This is a genomic window from Pectobacterium sp. HCp5_1, from assembly GCF_032905925.1.
Taxonomy (GTDB): Bacteria; Pseudomonadota; Gammaproteobacteria; order Enterobacterales; family Enterobacteriaceae; genus Pectobacterium; species Pectobacterium brasiliense_A.
Map to the genome: position 1 here is coordinate 98,480 of NZ_JAUMIO010000006.1, position 18,034 is coordinate 116,513.

Genomic DNA, 18,034 nt, shown 5'->3' on the forward strand with positions numbered 1-18,034 from the left:
CACAGTATTCAACAGTACACGTCGTGTGCTGACGTTATCCACCTTGCCTTTCCCCTTTTCACGCAGGGATGCAGACGCAGGTGTTTAACCTTTGAGCAGATTAACTGAGAATAGTTTCAGTGTACACGTGTAAGCTAAAATATTTACACTCACCTGACTTTCGGCTTTCTCTCTCACTTAGCGTGTAATCATTCATGTCAATCTCGGGCGACATCCCCTACAATGATCGACGTTGATATCTCCCTGTTTTTTTGAAGGGCTCTGCCGTTTTTACCGGCTATTCGCATTAACGGTCATCCGGTTCTGACGCTCACAGCGCCTTCCTGTAGTTTTCACTACATGTCGTTTTGGTTTTCACTACATATCGTTTCACTGCATGATTTTTACTGCATCGTGTTCACTGCAAGAGGTAAGTTTTTCATGTCATCTGCCCCATCTACTCTGAATTTCGGCTCCATGACCGATGTCTTCGGCTTTCTGATAGAAATCGATAAATTAAAAAGCGTGCAGCGCCGTAACAAAATTATCGGCAGCGAACGTCACGAAGATTCTGCCGAACACAGCTGGCACTTTGCCGTCGCGGCCATGGCGCTGGCGCCTTATGCCGGTGAAGGCGTGGATATCCAGCGCGTGATCCAAATGGCGCTGATTCACGACATCGTCGAAATCGATGCAGGCGATGTGCTCGTTTACGATCTTTCCGCTCGTCTGGCGATTCACGATCAGGAAGTCGCCGCCGCCGCCCGTATTTTCGGCCTGCTGCCCGAGCCACAGCGTCAGCAATTCCACGATCTGTGGGAAGAATACGAAGCGAATGAAACCCCCAGCGCCCAGTTCGCTCTGGTGCTTGACCGCGTCATGCCGATGCTGATGAACCTGTCTAACGGCGGCCAAAGCTGGGTAGAAAACGGTATCCGTCTGGAACAGGTTCTTGACCGCGCCGAGTTCATCGCCACGATCAACCCGGAACTGTGGCAATACCTCCAGCAACATCTGGAAGACGCCAAAGCCAAGGGCTGGTTGCTATAATTCGGTTTTCTCGCTAGACGCCCCGTCGCCGGGCATGCACGTCAGGAGAGGGTGATGTCTTTAAAAACAATCGCAAATAACCTGGGTTTGTCGGTGGCGGCGGTGAGTCGTGCGCTGAACGGCCATCGGGATATCTCCGACGCCACGCGCCAGCGTATTCAGGAAGAAGCGGCGCGTATTGGCTATCGCCCCAATACGCACGCACGCCGCCTCAAAATGGGCAAAAGCAACGCCGTCGGGCTGGTCTATCCCTACGCCTCTTCCCTGAGTAACGATATCTTTTTCGAGATGATTGGCGCGATCAACCGCAAACTGGCACAGCATGAGGTCGATTTTCTCCTGCTTGCTGACGAGCAAGACGCCTGTCAGGGTGCCGCCCGGTTGATCGCCAGCCGCCGTATCGACGCGCTGATCGTGGCGCATACATGCGAGCAGGATGCACGACTGACCTTACTGCAACATAACAACGTCCCGTTTCTGGCGCTGGGGCGCAGCCAGCTCCCCCACCCTTACGCCTGGTTCGACTTTGACAACCGCGCAGGCATGGCGTTGGCAACCGAACACCTGATCGCGCTCGGGCATCGCCGTATCGCCATGTTAAGCGAAGATCACCCGCAGGCGTTTATCATGCAGCGTCGTCAGGGCTATCGCGATGCCCTGCAACGCCACGGTCTGCCGTTTCAAGACGCCTATCTGCGCTGTGTGAATCCCTCGCGCCGCGCGGGCTATCAGGCCATGCTCGACCTTCTGGCGCTGTCTGAGCCGCCCACCGCGATGGTGATGGATGGCAACGTCCACGGCGACGGTGCCGTTGCGGCATTGCAGCAGGCGGGGCGGCTTTCCGGTTCACACCCCATCGCATTAGTGATGTATGACGGCCTGCCGCAAGACAGCCTGACCGACATCACCGTGACCGCCATCGAACAGGCAACTCGCGAGCAGGTTGGCGAACAGATTGCCAGCATGATGCAGGCGCTGATCGCGGGCGAAGCCGTAGAAAACTTGCAGGTGTTATGGCAGCCAACGTTACGCCTCGGTAACACGAGCTTTCCCGCCTAATCTATTCCGTTATCGACCACGTTTAATAAAGTCATCGGTTGGTTTGCTACACCAACCGTCAGCAAGATGATCTTCACCTCCTCATCGCAACCTTTTTCCATTTTCTAACGATTATTTTAACAACATCACATTTCTTAAACGTTTAAGTTGATGACTTAAACGTTTAAGTTTTCACTGAGATCCACTATTCGTAATTTGGAATCCTCCTCATGATGCGTGATATTGTTCAATTAACCAGCGCACAGTGCGATGTCATCGTACGCTGCGCCCCAGCGGCAGAAATTCTTTACTGGGGGCCACGGCTGCGCGGTTTTTCACCAGAAGATATCGTTTCTCTGCAACGCCCCGTCGCTAATGGTCGTCTGGATGTGGATCTTCCTCTGACGCTGGCGATGGAATACGGGCGTGGTCAGTTCGGTTCGCCGGGTATTGAGGGGCACCGTTCAGGCTATGACGCTGCGCCGATCTTCACGACGACGCAGGCTGAGGTTCAGGACAATACGCTCACCATCACGGCGGAAGATGCACAGGCCGGGCTTCGCCTGATCAGCGAACTGCGTCTGGATCCGCAGACCGACGTCCTGCAACTGCGCCACACGCTAGAGAATCTGCGTGCGGATGCCTGGCAAGTACAGCGCCTCGCCGTCACGCTGCCCGTCCCGGAACGGGCGAACGACGTCATGGCGTTCCACGGCCGCTGGCTGCGTGAGTTTCAGGCTCACCGCCTCACGTTGCAGCACGGCGGTTTTATTCAGGAAAGCCGTCGGGGAAGAAGCTCCCATGAATATTTCCCCGCCTTTATCCTCGGCGAGTCCGCGTTCAGCGAACAGCATGGTGCCGTATGGGGCGTGCATTTAGGCTGGAGCGGCAATCACCGCCTGCGTGCCGATATCAAAACGGATGGCCGTCGCGTCGTCCAGGCGGAAGCCCTGTATCTGCCGGGTGAAATCACGCTGGCGCAGTCGGAATCCCTCACGACGCCGTGGGTCTACGCCGCCTTCTCCGATGCCGGTTTAAACGGCATGAGTCAGCGCTATCACACCTTCTTACGTCAGTCCCTGATCCAATTCAGCGACGATAAACCACGCCCGGTACACCTCAATACGTGGGAAGGGATCTATTTCGATCACTCCCCCGAGTACATCATGCAGATGGCGAGCAAGGCCGCCGACGTCGGCGTGGAGCGCTTCATTATCGATGACGGCTGGTTCCGTGGGCGTCACCACGACCAAGCCGCGCTCGGCGATTGGTATCTGGACGAGGAAAAATACCCTAACGGACTGATGCCGGTGATTGAGCATGTCAAAGCCCTGGGGATGGAGTTCGGCATTTGGGTCGAACCGGAGATGATCAACCCCGATTCCGACCTGTTCCGTGCACACCCTGACTGGGTGCTGCAATTGCCCGGCTACACACAGCCAACAGGCCGCTATCAGTACGTGCTGAATTTAAACCAGCCCGAGGCCTTCGCGTATCTGCTGGAGCGGCTGAGCTGGCTACTGGATGAGCACCCGGTCGATTATGTGAAGTGGGATATGAACCGCGAACTGGTACAACCCGGCCATGAAGGGCGTCTGGCCGCCGATGCGCAAACCCGACAGTTCTATCGTCTGCTCGATACCCTGCGCCAGCGTTTTCCCCATATCGAATTTGAATCCTGCGCCTCCGGCGGCGGCCGCATCGACTACGGCGTGCTAGAGCGTACCCAGCGCTTCTGGGTGTCAGATAACAACGACGCGCTGGAGCGCCAGACTATCCAACGCGGCATGAGCTACTTCTTTCCACCAGAAGTCATGGGGCAACACATCGGGCATGCTCGCTGCCACGCTACCTATCGGCGTCATAACATCGCCTTTCGCGGCCTGACCGCCCTGTTCGGCCATATGGGCATCGAGCTGGATCCGGTGAAGGCCGATGACGACGAGCTGGAAGGCTATCGCCATTACATCCAGCTACATAAAACGCTGCGCCCGCTGCTGCACAGCGGCACCACCTGGCGGGTCGAGATGCCGGACGATACGGTGCAGGTCACCGGTGTGGTGAGCAACGATCGGCAGCATGCCGTTTTCCAGGTAGCTCAGCTACGCATGCCGGCTTATTCGCTGGCGGGTACGCTCCGCTTCCCCGGTCTACAGCCCGACACTCGCTATGAAGTCACGCTGCTGGATGGTCCGGAAATCAAAACGGTGCGTGAAGGCGGCGGCACTATGCGTGAGCTTCCACCGTGGTTACGTCAGCCAATCGTGGTTTCCGGCGACTGGCTGATGCAGGCCGGTCTTGCCCTCCCCGTTCTGACGCCGGAGACCGCCATTCTGATCGGGCTTTCCGCGGTGCCGGATACCGTCAGTAAATAACCTTTTCTTTGCCTTACCAATACACAACACGACCGCGCGGGACAGCATTGTCCCGCGTCATGATAACGTCTACCCCTTGGGGGGAAATACAGATGCCTACTACCTCGTGCTACTACAAAAACAATCGTAACTTCTGGATTTTCGGCGCGTTCTTCTTTCTTTATTTTTTTATCATGGCCACGTGCTTTCCGTTTTTACCGATCTGGCTGGCCGACGTTATCGGGCTTAACAAGACCGATACTGGCATCGTTTTTTCCTTCCTGTCGTTGTTCGCGATTCTGTTTCAGCCTTTCCTCGGCATTCTGTCCGACAAGCTAGGGATGAAGAAACACCTGCTCTGGGTGATCTCGGTGCTGTTGCTCTTTTTTGCCCCTTTCTTTCTGTATGTCTTCGCTCCGCTATTAAGAATCAACGTGATACTAGGTGCGTTAGTCGGCGGCCTGTATATCGGGTTCTCTTTCAGTGCGGGAGCCGGAGCCATTGAAGCCTACATCGAACGCATCAGCCGACAGCACCACTTTGAGTACGGTAAGGCGCGCATGTTTGGCTGCTTTGGCTGGGGAATTTGTGCTTCAACGGCAGGTATGCTGTTTAATATCAATCCCGATATCGTGTTCTGGATGGGATCCGGCTCGGCGATTATCTTGATCGTGTTGCTGTGTCTGGCGAAGACGGAAAGCAACCCGACCGCTGCCGTTATGGACTCGCTCGGGGCCAACGCCTCGCCTTTTAGTGTGAAGCTGGCGTTAGGTTTGCTGGCCAACCGTCAGTTCTGGCTGCTGGTGCTGTACGTGGTCGGCGTCGCCTGCATTTATGACGTCTACGATCAGCAATTCGCTAACTTCTTTAAATCGTTCTTTAGCTCGCAGGAACAGGGCAACCAGATCTTTGGTTTTGTCACCACCGCGGGGGAAGCCGCAAATGCGCTGGTGATGTTCTGTACGCCGTGGCTTATTAACCGGATCGGCGCTAAAAATGCGCTGCTGGTGGCGGGAACGATTATGTCGATCAGGATTTTGGGATCGGCCTGTGCCACGTCCGTCACGGAGGTGATCATACTGAAAATGCTGCACGCCTTCGAAGTGCCGCTGCTGCTTATCGGAATTTTCAAATACATTGCCAATACGTTTGATTCACGCCTGTCGGCCACGATTTATCTGGTGGGCTTCCAGTTCGCCAAGCAGTTCATGGCGATATTCCTCTCCTCCGCGGCGGGCAACCTGTACGATCGTATTGGCTTCAACCAGACTTACCTTATTCTGGGCGGCATCGCGCTTACCTTCACTGCAATTTCCGCCTTTACGCTGTCATCGTCACGCAACACGGCGAATATGCGTTCTCAGGCTGCGCATTAATATTATCGCGCCCCGCTGGCGGTTAAGCCGTGGGGCGCGATGTGACTATTTCACGTCCCGCAACGCCGTTTTATCCACATAAGGCTTCATGATGCCGTCCGCCTCTTTTTGTGCAGCGGCAGCGGCGTCATCGACCTTTTTCGCCGGATCGTTTAGCAGCGCCGCCAGCTGATTTTCCATCGCTTTACGCACCGCAACCGTTTCATAGGTGGCGTACCACGGATGCGCATATTGCAGCTGTGACAGCGCAATGGCCGCACGCGGATCTTTCGCCAGATAGTCCTTCATTTCCAGCAGATCGTAGGCCGCCATGCGCGGGGCGAAGTAGCCAGTAAAACGACTCCAGTTTCCGCTCACTTCCGGGCTGACCAGATAGTTCATAAACTGCCAGGCCGCTTTCTTCTGATCTTCGGAAATCCCTTTGAAGCTCACCAGACTTGCTCCGCCGATGGTCACGCCACGACGCTCTTTTTCCGGCATCATCGCCACGCCAAGCTGGAAATCTTTGGTATTTTCACGCATAAAGCCCAGCGCGCCGGTACTCAGCATTGTCATACCCAGCTTGCCGGAGAAAAATGCGGCGCTGATCTGCTTGGAATTCAGCACGCCAGCGGGCATCACTTTGTCGCGATACACTAAGTCGCGCCAGAACTGGAGCGCGCCTTTGGTTGATGCGGTGTTGTAATACACTTCGCCCGGATAGTCGGCATTGTAATACGCCCCGCCGTTGGCACGCGTCAGCGCAGACAGCATCCAGCCGCCGTAGTCATCGTTCGTGGACGGAATCATGATGCCCCACTGCCCTTTCGCCGGATCGGTCAGCTTCTTCGCTACCGCAATCACTTCATCCCAGTTCTTCGGCGGTTCGTTGAATCCCGCTTTCTTCAGCATGTCTTCGTTGTAATAAAGGATCGGCGTCGAGTTGTGGAACGGGATCGCGTAAGTCACACCCATCACCTGCGCGTTCTGATGCAGCGCAGGCCAGAAGTTTTTAGTCAGGAAAGGCGTGGCCTTTTCGTTGCCGTATTTGAATAGCTCGTCCATCGGCAGAATTTCATCTTTGATGACCAAATCGGCGGTAAAGTTGGCCGACATAATCACCAGCGCCGGCGGATCGCCCGCTTTGGCGGCCGCTTCCGCTTTCACCTTGGTTGTGTCGTAATTGCCGGTGAAGATCCCACGCACTTCAACCTGATCCTGCGATTGGTTGTACTCCTTGATGATGCGCGTCATTTCCATCGTCAGCTTGCCATCAACCGGCGCGGGGAACATGAAATCGATACTCTCTTTCGCCAGCGCAGGGCCAGACATCAGCAAGGCAATTGCCAGCGCCATCATACGGGGCTTACGCATTTCTTTTCTCCTGGGATAAATTACGGGCGGTTTGCCCGGAAAACCAATGACAATCCTGCGGTGAAAAATGAAGCACAATGGAGGCACCGACATCCGGCACGCCATCGCGATTTGGCCGACGGTAGCGAATATTCCCCAACGGCGTATCCACATGAATCAGATACTCCGCGCCAAATAGCTCCCGTTGCTTCACCGTTCCCGACAATGACAAGTCGCCGTCTGACGCGGCGTGTTCGGTAATATGCTCAGGGCGGATCCCGAGCAGCACACTGTTTAATGAACGCGTTTCTTCACTGGCGGGCAGCGCCACGGGCAGCGTCTGTAAAATCGCGTGGCCGTCGGTGCAGGGCAGCGTCACGAGATTCATCGCGGGCGTACCGATAAACCCGGCGACAAAGACATTAGCCGGGTGCGAATACAACTGCGCCGGTGTGCCGACCTGTTGCAAGATTCCGCGATCGAGCACGGCGATCCTGTCCGCCATCGTCATCGCCTCAATCTGATCGTGCGTGACGTAAACGGTGGTCGTTTTCAACTGCCGGTGCAGATCCATAATGCCGTCCCGCACATCGCTGCGCAGACGGGCATCGAGATTCGACAGCGGCTCATCCATCAGAAATAAATGCGGATCGCGCACGATCGCCCGTGCCATTGCCACACGCTGGCGCTGACCGCCGGACAGTTTCCCCGGCTTGCGTTTCAGTAGCGGCTCAAGCTGGAGCAGGCTGGCAACGCGCTGCACGCGCTGTGGATACTCAGCTTTCGGCTCACCGCGCATCCGCATCCCGAACGTGATGTTCTGCTCAACTGTCAGGTGCGGAAACAGCGCATAGTTCTGGAAAATCATCGAGAAATTACGCTGCTTCGGGCTCCACGTCGTAATGTCGTCATCACCCAGCAGGATTTGTCCGTCGCTTACGTCTTCCAGTCCGGCCAGCATACGCAGCAGCGTACTTTTGCCACAGCCGGACGGCCCGACCAGCACCAGAAATTCGCCGTCAGCAATATCCAGCGATAACGATGCCAGCGCCTGCGTATGCTCAAAGCGTTTGCTGATATTACGTAACTGAATCACGGCCATTACGCATCCACCGGACAACTGATACGCGGATCGTAGAGGTAAGGCCCGGAGTTCGAGGCGATCGACTGGCTGTAGCTCACCAGCCCGGTGACCGGCACATAGCGGTGCATGACCACGCTGGCAGGCTCCAGGTTGTAGTACGAGGTATCGTCATAGTAGAAATACGGCACTTGATGGACGGTGCCCGGCACGGTGGCAATAATCGCCTGCCGATGCTGCGTCATAATCAGGCGGTGCGTATGTCCACAGAAGATCCGTGTCAGCTGCGGGAAACGCTCGATCAGCGTCAGCAGTTCACTCCCGTTTTCGCAGGCGATCCGATCCATGTGCGCCGATCCCAGCGGGAGCGGTGGATGGTGCATGAAGATCGCCGTTTCACGCGTTGAGTGATCCTGTAATTGCTGCTCCAGCCAGCCCAGCGTGGACGGCGTCAGCCAGCCTTTCGCCTGCCCAGCCAGACTGGTGTCGATGAACAGCAGGCGCATCGGGAAGTCATCCACCGCATAGCGGATGTTCTCAGGATCATCGCCTAACTGCGGGCAAAGCGGGCGCATCGCGTTGAGGAAATGCTGCTTGTCATCATGATTGCCCGGAATCACATACATCGGGTAATCCAGCATCTGCAACACGCGCTGTGCAACCTGATACTCCTGCGGGCTTCCGCAGTTGACGATGTCGCCGCTAATCACCACTGCGTCCGGCCGCTCGCTCAGCGCGTTTAGCTGGTTAATGACCTTGGCGTTTTCTCCGTTAATATCAATAAATTCATAGAGCTTGCGCCCCTCACTGCGAAAATGCAGATCGGAAATCTGTGCCAGCAACATAACCACCACCTCTATCGTTATTTCGCCCGTTGGCGAACGCCGATCGTTTAAGGATCGAGATACACGGAGCGACCACGGGGCGAGGCATCCCTACGGGAACCTCATCCCCGCGTTTCTCCTAAAAACCAGGCTTAATTAACCCGCATTAACCCATTCGCGATTCACTTAATGCCCGAGAAGCCGAAGCTGCTCAGGAACTGCTTCTGGAACACCACAAAAGCCACCATCAGCGGCAAGCACACCAGCAGCGTGCCCGCGCAGATCAATCCCCACTGCCCGCCGGACTCTGCGCCCATGGCGAACGAGACCAGCCCGATGGTCAGCACCTGTTTATCGGGGTCATTGAGCACCATCAGCGGCCAGAGATATTCGTTCCAGTGGTAGGTAATGCTGACCGTAGCGAAAGCCAGAATTGACGGCCAGGTCATCGGAATCAGGACGTGAAACACCACCTGCCACCAGCGACAGCCCTCCATCAACGCAGCCTCTTCGATCTCTTTGGCGATATTGAGAAACGCCTGACGCATCAAAAACACGCCAAACGCCGAGGCGAAATACGGCATCATCACGCCAGTCAGAGTGTTAAGCAGGCCGAGCTGTTTGAGTGTCATCATGTTCGGCACCATCATGACGACGGGCATGATCATCATCTGAATCAGCAGGAGGTAGAACAGCAGCGTTTTGCCGCGAAATTCGTGATAGGCAAAGATGTAGCCCGCCGTGGTGATCGTCACCAGCTGTACCAGAAACGTGCCGACCGCAAAGATCAGCGTGTTGGTGTAAAGCCGTAACCAGTCGGCGCTATCCCACGCATCGCGGAAGTTATCGAGCGTCAGCGGGAGACGCGGCAACAGCGAGGCCATGTCCACGCCAAAGCTGCTGGTGCTGACGGAAGCAGACAGCATCCAGATAAACGGGCTGACCCACAGTAACGCGGCGCACATCAGCAACAGCGGCAGCGTGAACCGCGTCGTGATGCGAAGCGGATGGCGATTAGCAACGCTGCGGTTTGCAACATGCCGAGCGTTAACGCTTAGGCTCTCAACATTCGGGTGATCAACGCTCATAATGCGCCCCTTTCTCCAGCACTTTCAGATTCATAATGGAAAAGGCGAACAGCATCGCCAGCGTCAGGAAGGTAGCCGCAGAGGCTTTACCCAGATCGTGCGTGTCATTCGCCAGATCCTGGATGTAATAGAGCAGCACGGTCGTCGCATTATTCGGCCCGCCGCGCGTCATCACGGCGACATGGTCGATCTGGGTAATGGCGTAGATAAAGGCGATGGTGACCACAAAGGCGATGGTTGGCCGCAGCAGCGGCAGCGTGACGTAGAAAAACACCTGACGCCGTGAAGCCCCTTCCATCAGCGCCGCCTCGCGTGCGGAAGCCGAAACGGCTTGCAGACCAGCGAGAAAAAACAGCATGTAGTAACCGGCGAATTTCCAGATACCAATGACGCTCACCGCCACCAGCGCGCTGTCACTCATGCCGAGATAGTTGTTGTTCATCGGGCCGAACACTTTCGCCAGAGAGTAATCCAGCAACCCCAGCCCCGGCATAAAAATGAACAGCCACAGCGTCGCGGCGCTCACCAGCGGAATAATCATCGGAAAGAAGAAAGCGGTACGCAGCCAGCGGTTAACCCGCGTGTTTTCCCACAGCAGCACTGCCAGCAGCAACGCCAGTAGCACACCGGGCACCACCGTCATCAGGATATACAGCACGTTGTTCAGCAGGGCCTGCCAGAACACCGCGTCCTGCACCAGACGCACAAAATTATCCATCCCGACAAACAGCGGCGTATCGGCATTCAGCCGGGTGTCATACAGGCTGTCGATGACCGAGCGCAACAGAGGGAAATAGGTGAAGGCAAGCAAAAAAACCAGCGTCGGCAACAGCACAAGATAGGGAAAGCATTTTGCACGCATAACTCAAAGGCCGTTCAGTGTGAAACACAGAGGCCTTACCCTAGAACGCTAGCGTGTCAGTGGGGCGTCAGTTTAATGACAGTTTGTTTTCGAAAGTAAATAATTCGCTGGCTAAGTTGGAGAGACGGCCAGTTAGGAAAATTGAATTACCCTTGATTCTCTATATTATTTTTCAAATCAATCAATGAATGAATGAAAGCTGAAAACCCGTTTGGCGTATTCCCCAGATATTTGATATCAAAGGATTTATACCCGCTATACTTCAATTTTCATGAACGTTGGCAATACTCAAATTATTTATAATATAGCTAATAAATATGGCATTTAATTATACCAACAAGCCTTACAGTCACCATTAGTAAACATTTAATACTGAATTATCATACTTCGATGAATTGTGAGATGGCAAATGTAACTGAGCAGGAAGAACCTCATGACAATATAAGGATGAATTTTTTTCACTTGCCATATAAATTACAGTAATGTAATAGTATATAAATTCATATCGATTACACGGAAGTTATATATGGATGATTTTATCAAATCCTGTAAAAAAGCGCCTCGTATTAACGCAATGGCTAACTTCTTTTCCAACACAGCTTCAGGTGAAAACAACCGACCCTATAAGGATGTAAAACCAGACACGAGACTATTTTGTAATAAAGAAATAGAACATTTTAGCCAACAACTGATTAATAACAGTGGGTCATTCGTAAAACATTACTTCGCAAGTATTCCTTACAGTCTTGAAGAAGAGTGCCGACTGGGGAATGCAATTATTAATTTTGCGAGAAAAAATTCAAAAAAAATTAATGTTTACTGTCTTGGAATGGCTGAAGGAGCAATGGCGAGAACGATCAGCCAGGAATCTAAAGAAATGATAACCACATTAACAACCAGCCCTACAGCCGCCAATGAATCATCTTTCTATAAAAATCACACGCCTAAAAATGCATATTTTATCTGCACCCCGTTTTTTATGGTAGATAAAAAACTAACCGAAGATAAAAAATATACAGTATTCAATGACGGATTTGATATTATCATAGAAGACACTACTTTCCAGATGTATTCCCCAGATAGAGATGCTCAGATAAAATTCACTATTAAATTATTAAAGAAAGATGGCCTTTTTATTTTTACGGAAAAATTTAAGTGCGATGAAGATGAGTATAATGCGAGGGAAATACAGAAAGACATGTCATTTAAACGAATATTTTTCACAGAAACGCAACTCGACAGTAAGCGTAATGATGTTCTTCGTGTTATGTCGACTAATGAAGTAACTATTGAAGAAATGAAGGAAACATTAGATAAATACTTTAAATATAAAGCCATATATTGGAATTCCGGCAATTTCTATTCTATTGTAGCTTCGTCATCAGAAAGTAAAATAAAACAATTCCTATCCTTATTTTCTACACCATGCATACCATCAGAATATGTATATTGTGATTTACCAAAGTATCTTTGATGGTATATAGATGATGAATCACCATACCTTATTCATTTTTTGCATTATTACATTAACTCAAACTTTTTCGATTGGCCCTGCTGTAGCACTTTTACTCACTAATTACTTTAACAATGGTCTTAAGTCATCTTTATCACTAAGCATTGCATTTAGGTGCGGAGAAGTCGTCACATTACTTACCGCATTTTTAATTACATCATTAATTCACTCATCTGTGATTTTTTTTAATTTTATGAAAGTAGCCGGGGGAGCATACCTTATATTTCTTGGCGTCAAAGGACTCATAAAACTGATAAAAAAAAGTAATAACACCAAAGAAACCCACATCACAGATACTAAAATTGGATTCTTATCAGCATTTCTAGTTCCACTAACAAACCCAAAGGCATTAGTGTTTTTCACCAGTTTTATCCCCTCTTTCATTTCTATAAATGCTGAATTTAGCTATGGCAGCCAGTTTTTCATTCTCAGCACTATCTTTGTCTTTCTCTCTTTTATCTCTGACATAATGTTTTTATCAATCGCTTCAATCGCTAAAAGAATATCTGGAAGCAAACTCCCTTACATCATCAATTTAATTAGCTCTATTTTCCTTGTGGGGACAGGTTTATTTTTTGTTTTAGATACCATATCAATTTAAGTAAAAAATAATTATAGAGAAGGATTTACAACCTCATGAAATATAGCGAAGGAATATATTTAAAACACTCCACCTCAACGTAAAACATTAAAATATCGACATATTTCCTAGTAATAAATCCTGATATCACACATATTAAATATCGTGCAATATCAGGATAAACATTATCTAATTAATAATCGCTCATCGGCACACACGAGCAGAACAGGTTACGGTCGCCGTACACATCGTCCAGACGCTTCACGCTCGGCCAGTATTTGTGTTCGCTGCCTGCCGGGAAGACCGCCAGCTCACGGCTGTACGGGTGCGTCCAGTCGGCCACCAGCTCCGCCTGCGTGTGCGGTGCGTTGACCAGCGGATTGTCATCCAGCGGCCATTCGCCCTGCGCGACGCGGTTGATTTCGGCGCGGATCGCCAGCATCGCATCAATAAAGCGATCGATCTCTACCTGACTTTCCGATTCCGTTGGCTCTACCATCAGCGTGCCCGCGACCGGGAATGACATGGTCGGCGCATGGAAACCGTAGTCGATCAGACGCTTGGCGATATCCATCTCGCTGATACCCGTGCTCTCTTTGAGCGGACGAATATCCAGAATGCATTCGTGCGCCACGCGACCGTCACGGCCGGTGTAGAGCACCGGATACGCCTGCTGCAAGCGCGTCGCGATATAGTTGGCGTTCAGGATCGCCATCTGACTAGCCTGTTTCAGCCCTTCCGCGCCCATCATGCGAATGTACATCCAGCTAATCGGCAGAATAGAAGCACTGCCGAACGGTGCCGCCGAGACCGCGCCCTGTTCCGTCAGCACACCCTCGATTTTTATCACCTGATGACCCGGTACAAACGGTGCCAGATGCGCTTTCACGCCAATCGGCCCCATGCCCGGCCCGCCACCGCCGTGCGGAATACAGAACGTTTTATGCAGGTTCAGGTGCGAGACGTCTGCGCCAATGTAGCCCGGCGTCGTGATACCGACCTGCGCATTCATGTTCGCGCCGTCCAGATACACCTGACCGCCATATTGATGCACGATCTGGCACACTTCGCGGATCGTCTCTTCATAGACGCCGTGAGTGGATGGATAGGTCACCATGATGCAGGAAAGCTGTTCGCCCGCCGCCTGCGCTTTCTCACGCAGATCGTGCAGATCGATATTGCCCTGCTTGTCACAGGCGACCACCACCACGTCCATCCCCGCCATCTGCGCCGATGCTGGGTTCGTACCGTGGGCAGAGCTAGGAATCAGACAGAGATTTCGACCAGCTTCATTGCGGCTTTCATGATAGCGACGGATCGCCAGCAGCCCCGCGTATTCCCCCTGCGCCCCTGAGTTGGGCTGCATGCAAATCGCGTCATAGCCCGTCAGCTGCATCAACCAACCCGATAGCTGTTCGATCATCTGGCGATAGCCCAGCGCCTGTTCCGTCGGGCAGAATGGATGCAGCTCGGCAAATTCCGGCCAGGTAATCGGCAGCATTTCCGCCGCCGCGTTGAGCTTCATGGTGCAGGAACCGAGCGGGATCATCGCCTGATTCAGCGCCAGATCCTTACGCGCCAGACGGTGCAGGTAGCGCATCATCTCGGTTTCGCTGTGATAGCGGTTGAACACCGGATGCGACAGGATCGCGTCGTGGCGCACCAGCCCGGCGGGGATCGTTGCCGCTTTCTGGCCGATGGCCGCATCAAGCGCGTCGATATCCAACCCGTGATCGTCGCCTAACAGCACCGCAAATAGCGCCAGCACATCTTCACGCGTGGTCGCTTCATCCAGCGTGATGCCCACGGCGCTTGCCAAATCGCCGCGCAAGTTAATACCAAAACTTAATGCCCGACTCAGCACCGCGTCTTTGTCCGCGACTTCGATAGTCAGCGTGTCGAACCAGCTGCGATGGCGCAGCAGCAGCCCGCCCTGCGTTAATCCCGCCGCCAGAATATCGGTCAGACGGTGGATGCGCCCGGCAATACGTTTGAGTCCTTCCGGCCCGTGGAATACCGCATACATCCCCGCAATGTTGGCCAGCAGCACCTGCGAGGTACAAATATTGGAGTTCGCCTTCTCGCGGCGAATGTGCTGCTCACGCGTCTGCATCGCCATGCGCAGCGCGGTGTTGCCTGCTGCATCGCGCGACACGCCGATGATACGTCCAGGCATAGCACGTTTATGTTCATCACGGCAGGCGAAGAACGCCGCGTGTGGCCCACCGTAGCCCATCGGCACGCCAAAACGCTGTGCGGAACCGAAGACGATATCCGCGCCCTGCTTGCCCGGCGCGCTCAGCAATACCAGCGCCATGATGTCCGACGCCACACAGCTGACGACCTTGCGCGCTTTCAGTGCCGCCATCAGGTCGCTGTAATCGTGCAGTTCGCCCGTTGTCCCCGCCTGTTGCAGCAGAACACCGAATACTGCATCGTCTTTCAACGCGTCTTCAGCCTTACCGACAACAATTTCAAAACCGAAAGTTTCCGCACGAGTACGCACCACGTCCAGCGTTTGCGGATGCACGTCGTCGGCGACGAAGAAACGTTCGGCCTGTTTGAGTTTGCTGATGCGCTTCGCCATTGCCATCGCTTCCGCCGCTGCGGTTGCTTCATCCAGCAGCGAGGCAGAGGCCAAATCCAGACCGGTTAAATCCTGTGTGACCTGCTGGAAATTCAGCAGCGCTTCAAGACGCCCCTGAGAGACCTCCGGCTGATACGGCGTATAGGCGGTGTACCAGCCTGGGTTTTCCAGCAGGTTGCGTAAAATCACCGGCGGCATCAGCACCGCGCTGTAGCCCATGCCGATGTAGCTTTTATAACGTTGATTGCGTCCTGCAATGGCCTTCAGCTCAGCTAACGCCTCATGTTCCGTCACCGCCTCTCCCACCGCTGGCGGGCTAGGCAATTGAATGTCCACCGGGACAATCTGGCGGATCAGCGCATCCAGCGACGTCGCGCCGACCACCGACAGCATATGCTGCTGTTGGCTGACGGAAGGACCGATATGGCGCTCGATAAACGCGCCGTCATGTTCGAGTTGACTGAGTGTCTGGGTCATTACAGTAATTTCCTGGATCAATCGTGCCTGCATCAATCGTGATCGCTACCGCGCTGAAAGACGACGCGGGCGAATAAAACAAAACGCCCCCGGTTCAGCAAAACCGGGGGCGTGATAACTACTCGTCTTCTTCTAACGACGCCTGATAGCCTTCGGCATCAAGCAATTCGTCCAAATCAGACTCATCAGAAATTCTGATGCGAAACAGCCAACCATCAGTATAAGGCGCGCTGTTGACCAGCTCAGGGGCGGATTCCAGATCTTCGTTAACTTCCACGATCTCACCGCTGATGGGCGCATAAATATCCGACGCCGCTTTTACCGATTCCGCCACCGCGCAGTCATCACCTGCGGCGACGACCGTGCCCACTTCCGGTAAATCGATAAAGACCATGTCACCCAGAAGCTCCTGCGCGTGTTCGGTAATGCCCACGCTGTAGATACCGCCGCCCTCGTGCAGTACCCATTCGTGCGACGTGGTGTATTTTAATTCTACTGGTACGTTGCTCATTGCATCCCCTTTCCTAAAGTCGTTAATCCCGTGCGCTACCCGTCATACTTCAAGCTGCATGTGTGTTGGCAATACTCGGCTCATCTCTGAGCCTCGCCCTGAAGGGCCGCCGCAAGCGGCGTTCAAATCGGCTAAGCCGATTTGTCCTCGCTCACCCCAGTCACTTACTTGTGTAAGCTCCTGGGGATTCACTGTGTCGCCGCCTTCCTGCAACCTGAATTATTTAGGGTATGACATAAGAAGTTATTCAATACTGAACGATGGCTTTTCCGGCGCGGACAAAGCCGGGTTTGGTCACGTGGACAGGCAGTTCGCGGTTACGAATCTGCACAATCGCCTGCTCACCAATCCCCACCGGAACACGCGCCAGCGCGATGCTCACGCCAAGCGTCGGTGAGAACGATCCGCTGGTGATGACCCCTTCTCGCACCACGCCATCACTATCAGTAAAGCGCACAGGTAAATCATTGCGCAATACGCCTTTTTCCGTCAGCACTAAGCCAACCAGTTGATCGGTCCCTTTTTCACGCTGATGCGTTAATGCTTCACGCCCGATAAACTCGCGATCCTCCGGCTGCCAGGCGATTGTCCAGCCCATATTGGCGGCCAGCGGCGAAATGCCCTCATCCATATCCTGACCGTACAGGTTCATCCCCGCTTCAAGCCGCAGCGTATCGCGTGCGCCCAGCCCGCATGGCTTCACGCCAGCTGCCAGCAGCTGTTGCCAGAAGTCGACCACCTGCTCATTCGGCAGCGCAATTTCATAACCGGCTTCGCCCGTATAACCTGTTGTGGCAACAAAGAAATCGCCCGCCTGCTTACCAAAAAACGGCTTCATGCTGGCGACAGCAGCCACGTCTGCATCACTCAGGCCTTTTGCCTTCAGGATTTCTTGTACTTTTTCCTGCGCCTGCGGACCTTGCACCGCGACCAGCGCCAGATCGTCGCGCTCACGGATTTCAATCCCGAACGGTGCAGCGTGCTGCCCGATCCAGGCGAGATCTTTCTCGCGAGTCGCGGAGTTCACGACCAGCCGGAAATGGTCTTCCGTGAGAAAATAAACGATCAGATCGTCGATGACGCCGCCGGAGGCATTCAGCATGCCGGTATAAAGCGCTTTGCCCGGCTGTGTGAGTTTGGCGACATCATTCGCCAGCAGATAGCGCAGGAATTCACGCGTTCTCACGCCGTGCAAATCGACGATGGTCATGTGGGAGACATCAAAAATGCCGGCTTCCCGACGCACAATGTGGTGCTCATCCAGTTGGGAACCGTAATGCAGCGGCATCATCCAGCCGTGAAAATCCACCATTTTGGCGCCATCGGCCAGATGTTGTTGGTACAACGGGGTCTGCTTTGCCATTCTTCATCCCTCTTAAGCG

General features: G+C 53.5%; 14 protein-coding genes. 6 read left to right on the forward strand and 8 right to left on the reverse strand.

Features of this window, described 5'->3' with window-relative positions; translation table 11 throughout:
- Positions 1 to 420: 420 nt before the first annotated feature.
- The 4 genes from Q3A88_RS06795 to Q3A88_RS06810 all read left to right on the forward strand — a co-directional run bounded on the left by Q3A88_RS06795 (position 421) and on the right by Q3A88_RS06810 (position 5,797).
- Positions 421 to 1,029 (forward strand): HD domain-containing protein, encoded by a 609-nt coding sequence (locus Q3A88_RS06795; protein WP_014914174.1) that lies wholly within the window; start codon positions 421 to 423, stop codon positions 1,027 to 1,029.
- A 54-nt stretch (positions 1,030 to 1,083) separates the two neighbouring features.
- Positions 1,084 to 2,088 (forward strand): LacI family DNA-binding transcriptional regulator, encoded by a 1,005-nt coding sequence (locus Q3A88_RS06800; RefSeq protein ID WP_317177631.1) that lies wholly within the window; start codon positions 1,084 to 1,086, stop codon positions 2,086 to 2,088.
- 209 nt (positions 2,089 to 2,297) lie between these two features.
- Positions 2,298 to 4,442 (forward strand): alpha-galactosidase, encoded by a 2,145-nt coding sequence (locus Q3A88_RS06805; protein WP_317177632.1) that lies wholly within the window; start codon positions 2,298 to 2,300, stop codon positions 4,440 to 4,442.
- 92 nt (positions 4,443 to 4,534) lie between these two features.
- Complete coding sequence (locus Q3A88_RS06810) at positions 4,535 to 5,797, forward strand: MFS transporter (protein ID WP_317177633.1); 1,263 nt, start codon at positions 4,535 to 4,537, stop codon at positions 5,795 to 5,797.
- A 45-nt stretch (positions 5,798 to 5,842) separates the two neighbouring features.
- Here the strand turns inward: Q3A88_RS06810 and Q3A88_RS06815 are convergent, their stop codons facing one another.
- From Q3A88_RS06815 to Q3A88_RS06835, 5 genes are all read right to left on the reverse strand, one after another.
- Complete coding sequence (locus tag Q3A88_RS06815) at positions 5,843 to 7,150, reverse strand: ABC transporter substrate-binding protein (protein WP_110163503.1); 1,308 nt, start codon at positions 7,148 to 7,150, stop codon at positions 5,843 to 5,845.
- Positions 7,143 to 8,231: an ABC transporter ATP-binding protein gene (locus Q3A88_RS06820; protein ID WP_317177634.1), complete on the reverse strand. Its 1,089-nt coding sequence runs from the start codon at positions 8,229 to 8,231 to the stop codon at positions 7,143 to 7,145. Before Q3A88_RS06820 ends, Q3A88_RS06815 begins: the two co-directional genes overlap by 8 nt.
- Positions 8,231 to 9,055: a phosphodiesterase gene (locus Q3A88_RS06825; RefSeq protein WP_317177635.1), complete on the reverse strand. Its 825-nt coding sequence runs from the start codon at positions 9,053 to 9,055 to the stop codon at positions 8,231 to 8,233. Before Q3A88_RS06825 ends, Q3A88_RS06820 begins: the two co-directional genes overlap by 1 nt.
- 161 nt (positions 9,056 to 9,216) lie before the next feature.
- Positions 9,217 to 10,122: a carbohydrate ABC transporter permease gene (locus Q3A88_RS06830; protein WP_317177636.1), complete on the reverse strand. Its 906-nt coding sequence runs from the start codon at positions 10,120 to 10,122 to the stop codon at positions 9,217 to 9,219.
- Positions 10,112 to 10,984 (reverse strand): carbohydrate ABC transporter permease, encoded by an 873-nt coding sequence (locus Q3A88_RS06835; RefSeq protein WP_205559090.1) that lies wholly within the window; start codon positions 10,982 to 10,984, stop codon positions 10,112 to 10,114. Before Q3A88_RS06835 ends, Q3A88_RS06830 begins: the two co-directional genes overlap by 11 nt.
- 526 nt (positions 10,985 to 11,510) lie before the next feature.
- Here Q3A88_RS06835 and Q3A88_RS06840 point away from each other — a divergent pair.
- Both Q3A88_RS06840 and Q3A88_RS06845 read left to right on the forward strand, forming a co-directional pair.
- The gene (locus tag Q3A88_RS06840; protein ID WP_317177637.1) at positions 11,511 to 12,458 is read left to right on the forward strand and encodes a hypothetical protein; all 948 of its coding nucleotides are present in this window, start codon (positions 11,511 to 11,513) and stop codon (positions 12,456 to 12,458) included.
- 10 nt (positions 12,459 to 12,468) lie between these two features.
- Positions 12,469 to 13,098, forward strand: coding sequence for a LysE family translocator (locus tag Q3A88_RS06845; RefSeq protein WP_317177638.1), 630 nt, complete (start codon positions 12,469 to 12,471; stop codon positions 13,096 to 13,098).
- Positions 13,099 to 13,270: 172 nt separating this feature from the next.
- Here the strand turns inward: Q3A88_RS06845 and gcvP are convergent, their stop codons facing one another.
- From gcvP to gcvT, 3 genes are all read right to left on the reverse strand, one after another.
- Entirely contained in the window at positions 13,271 to 16,141 is a 2,871-nt protein-coding gene (gene gcvP / locus Q3A88_RS06850; RefSeq protein WP_317177639.1) for an aminomethyl-transferring glycine dehydrogenase, read from the reverse strand.
- 118 nt (positions 16,142 to 16,259) lie between these two features.
- The gene (gene gcvH, locus Q3A88_RS06855) at positions 16,260 to 16,652 is read right to left on the reverse strand and encodes a glycine cleavage system protein GcvH (protein WP_233989630.1); all 393 of its coding nucleotides are present in this window, start codon (positions 16,650 to 16,652) and stop codon (positions 16,260 to 16,262) included.
- A gap of 247 nt (positions 16,653 to 16,899) precedes the next feature.
- The gene (gcvT, locus tag Q3A88_RS06860; RefSeq protein ID WP_233989629.1) at positions 16,900 to 18,015 is read right to left on the reverse strand and encodes a glycine cleavage system aminomethyltransferase GcvT; all 1,116 of its coding nucleotides are present in this window, start codon (positions 18,013 to 18,015) and stop codon (positions 16,900 to 16,902) included.
- Between the last annotated feature and the right edge of the window lie 19 nt (positions 18,016 to 18,034).

Bases quoted from the DNA above. Each gene is read 5' to 3' on its own strand.
- gcvH (WP_233989630.1), bottom strand. From the start codon at position 16,652: ATGAGCAACGTACCAGTAGAATTAAAATACACCACGTCGCACGAATGG.
- Q3A88_RS06845 (WP_317177638.1), top strand. From the start codon at position 12,469: ATGATGAATCACCATACCTTATTCATTTTTTGCATTATTACATTAACT.
- Q3A88_RS06840 (WP_317177637.1), top strand. From the start codon at position 11,511: ATGGATGATTTTATCAAATCCTGTAAAAAAGCGCCTCGTATTAACGCA.
- Q3A88_RS06830 (WP_317177636.1), bottom strand. From the start codon at position 10,122: ATGAGCGTTGATCACCCGAATGTTGAGAGCCTAAGCGTTAACGCTCGG.
- Q3A88_RS06795 (WP_014914174.1), top strand. From the start codon at position 421: ATGTCATCTGCCCCATCTACTCTGAATTTCGGCTCCATGACCGATGTC.
- Q3A88_RS06800 (WP_317177631.1), top strand. From the start codon at position 1,084: ATGTCTTTAAAAACAATCGCAAATAACCTGGGTTTGTCGGTGGCGGCG.
- Q3A88_RS06825 (WP_317177635.1), bottom strand. From the start codon at position 9,055: ATGTTGCTGGCACAGATTTCCGATCTGCATTTTCGCAGTGAGGGGCGC.
- Q3A88_RS06805 (WP_317177632.1), top strand. From the start codon at position 2,298: ATGATGCGTGATATTGTTCAATTAACCAGCGCACAGTGCGATGTCATC.
- Q3A88_RS06820 (WP_317177634.1), bottom strand. From the start codon at position 8,231: ATGGCCGTGATTCAGTTACGTAATATCAGCAAACGCTTTGAGCATACG.
- Q3A88_RS06815 (WP_110163503.1), bottom strand. From the start codon at position 7,150: ATGCGTAAGCCCCGTATGATGGCGCTGGCAATTGCCTTGCTGATGTCT.
- gcvT (WP_233989629.1), bottom strand. From the start codon at position 18,015: ATGGCAAAGCAGACCCCGTTGTACCAACAACATCTGGCCGATGGCGCC.
- gcvP (WP_317177639.1), bottom strand. From the start codon at position 16,141: ATGACCCAGACACTCAGTCAACTCGAACATGACGGCGCGTTTATCGAG.
- Q3A88_RS06835 (WP_205559090.1), bottom strand. From the start codon at position 10,984: ATGCGTGCAAAATGCTTTCCCTATCTTGTGCTGTTGCCGACGCTGGTT.
- Q3A88_RS06810 (WP_317177633.1), top strand. From the start codon at position 4,535: ATGCCTACTACCTCGTGCTACTACAAAAACAATCGTAACTTCTGGATT.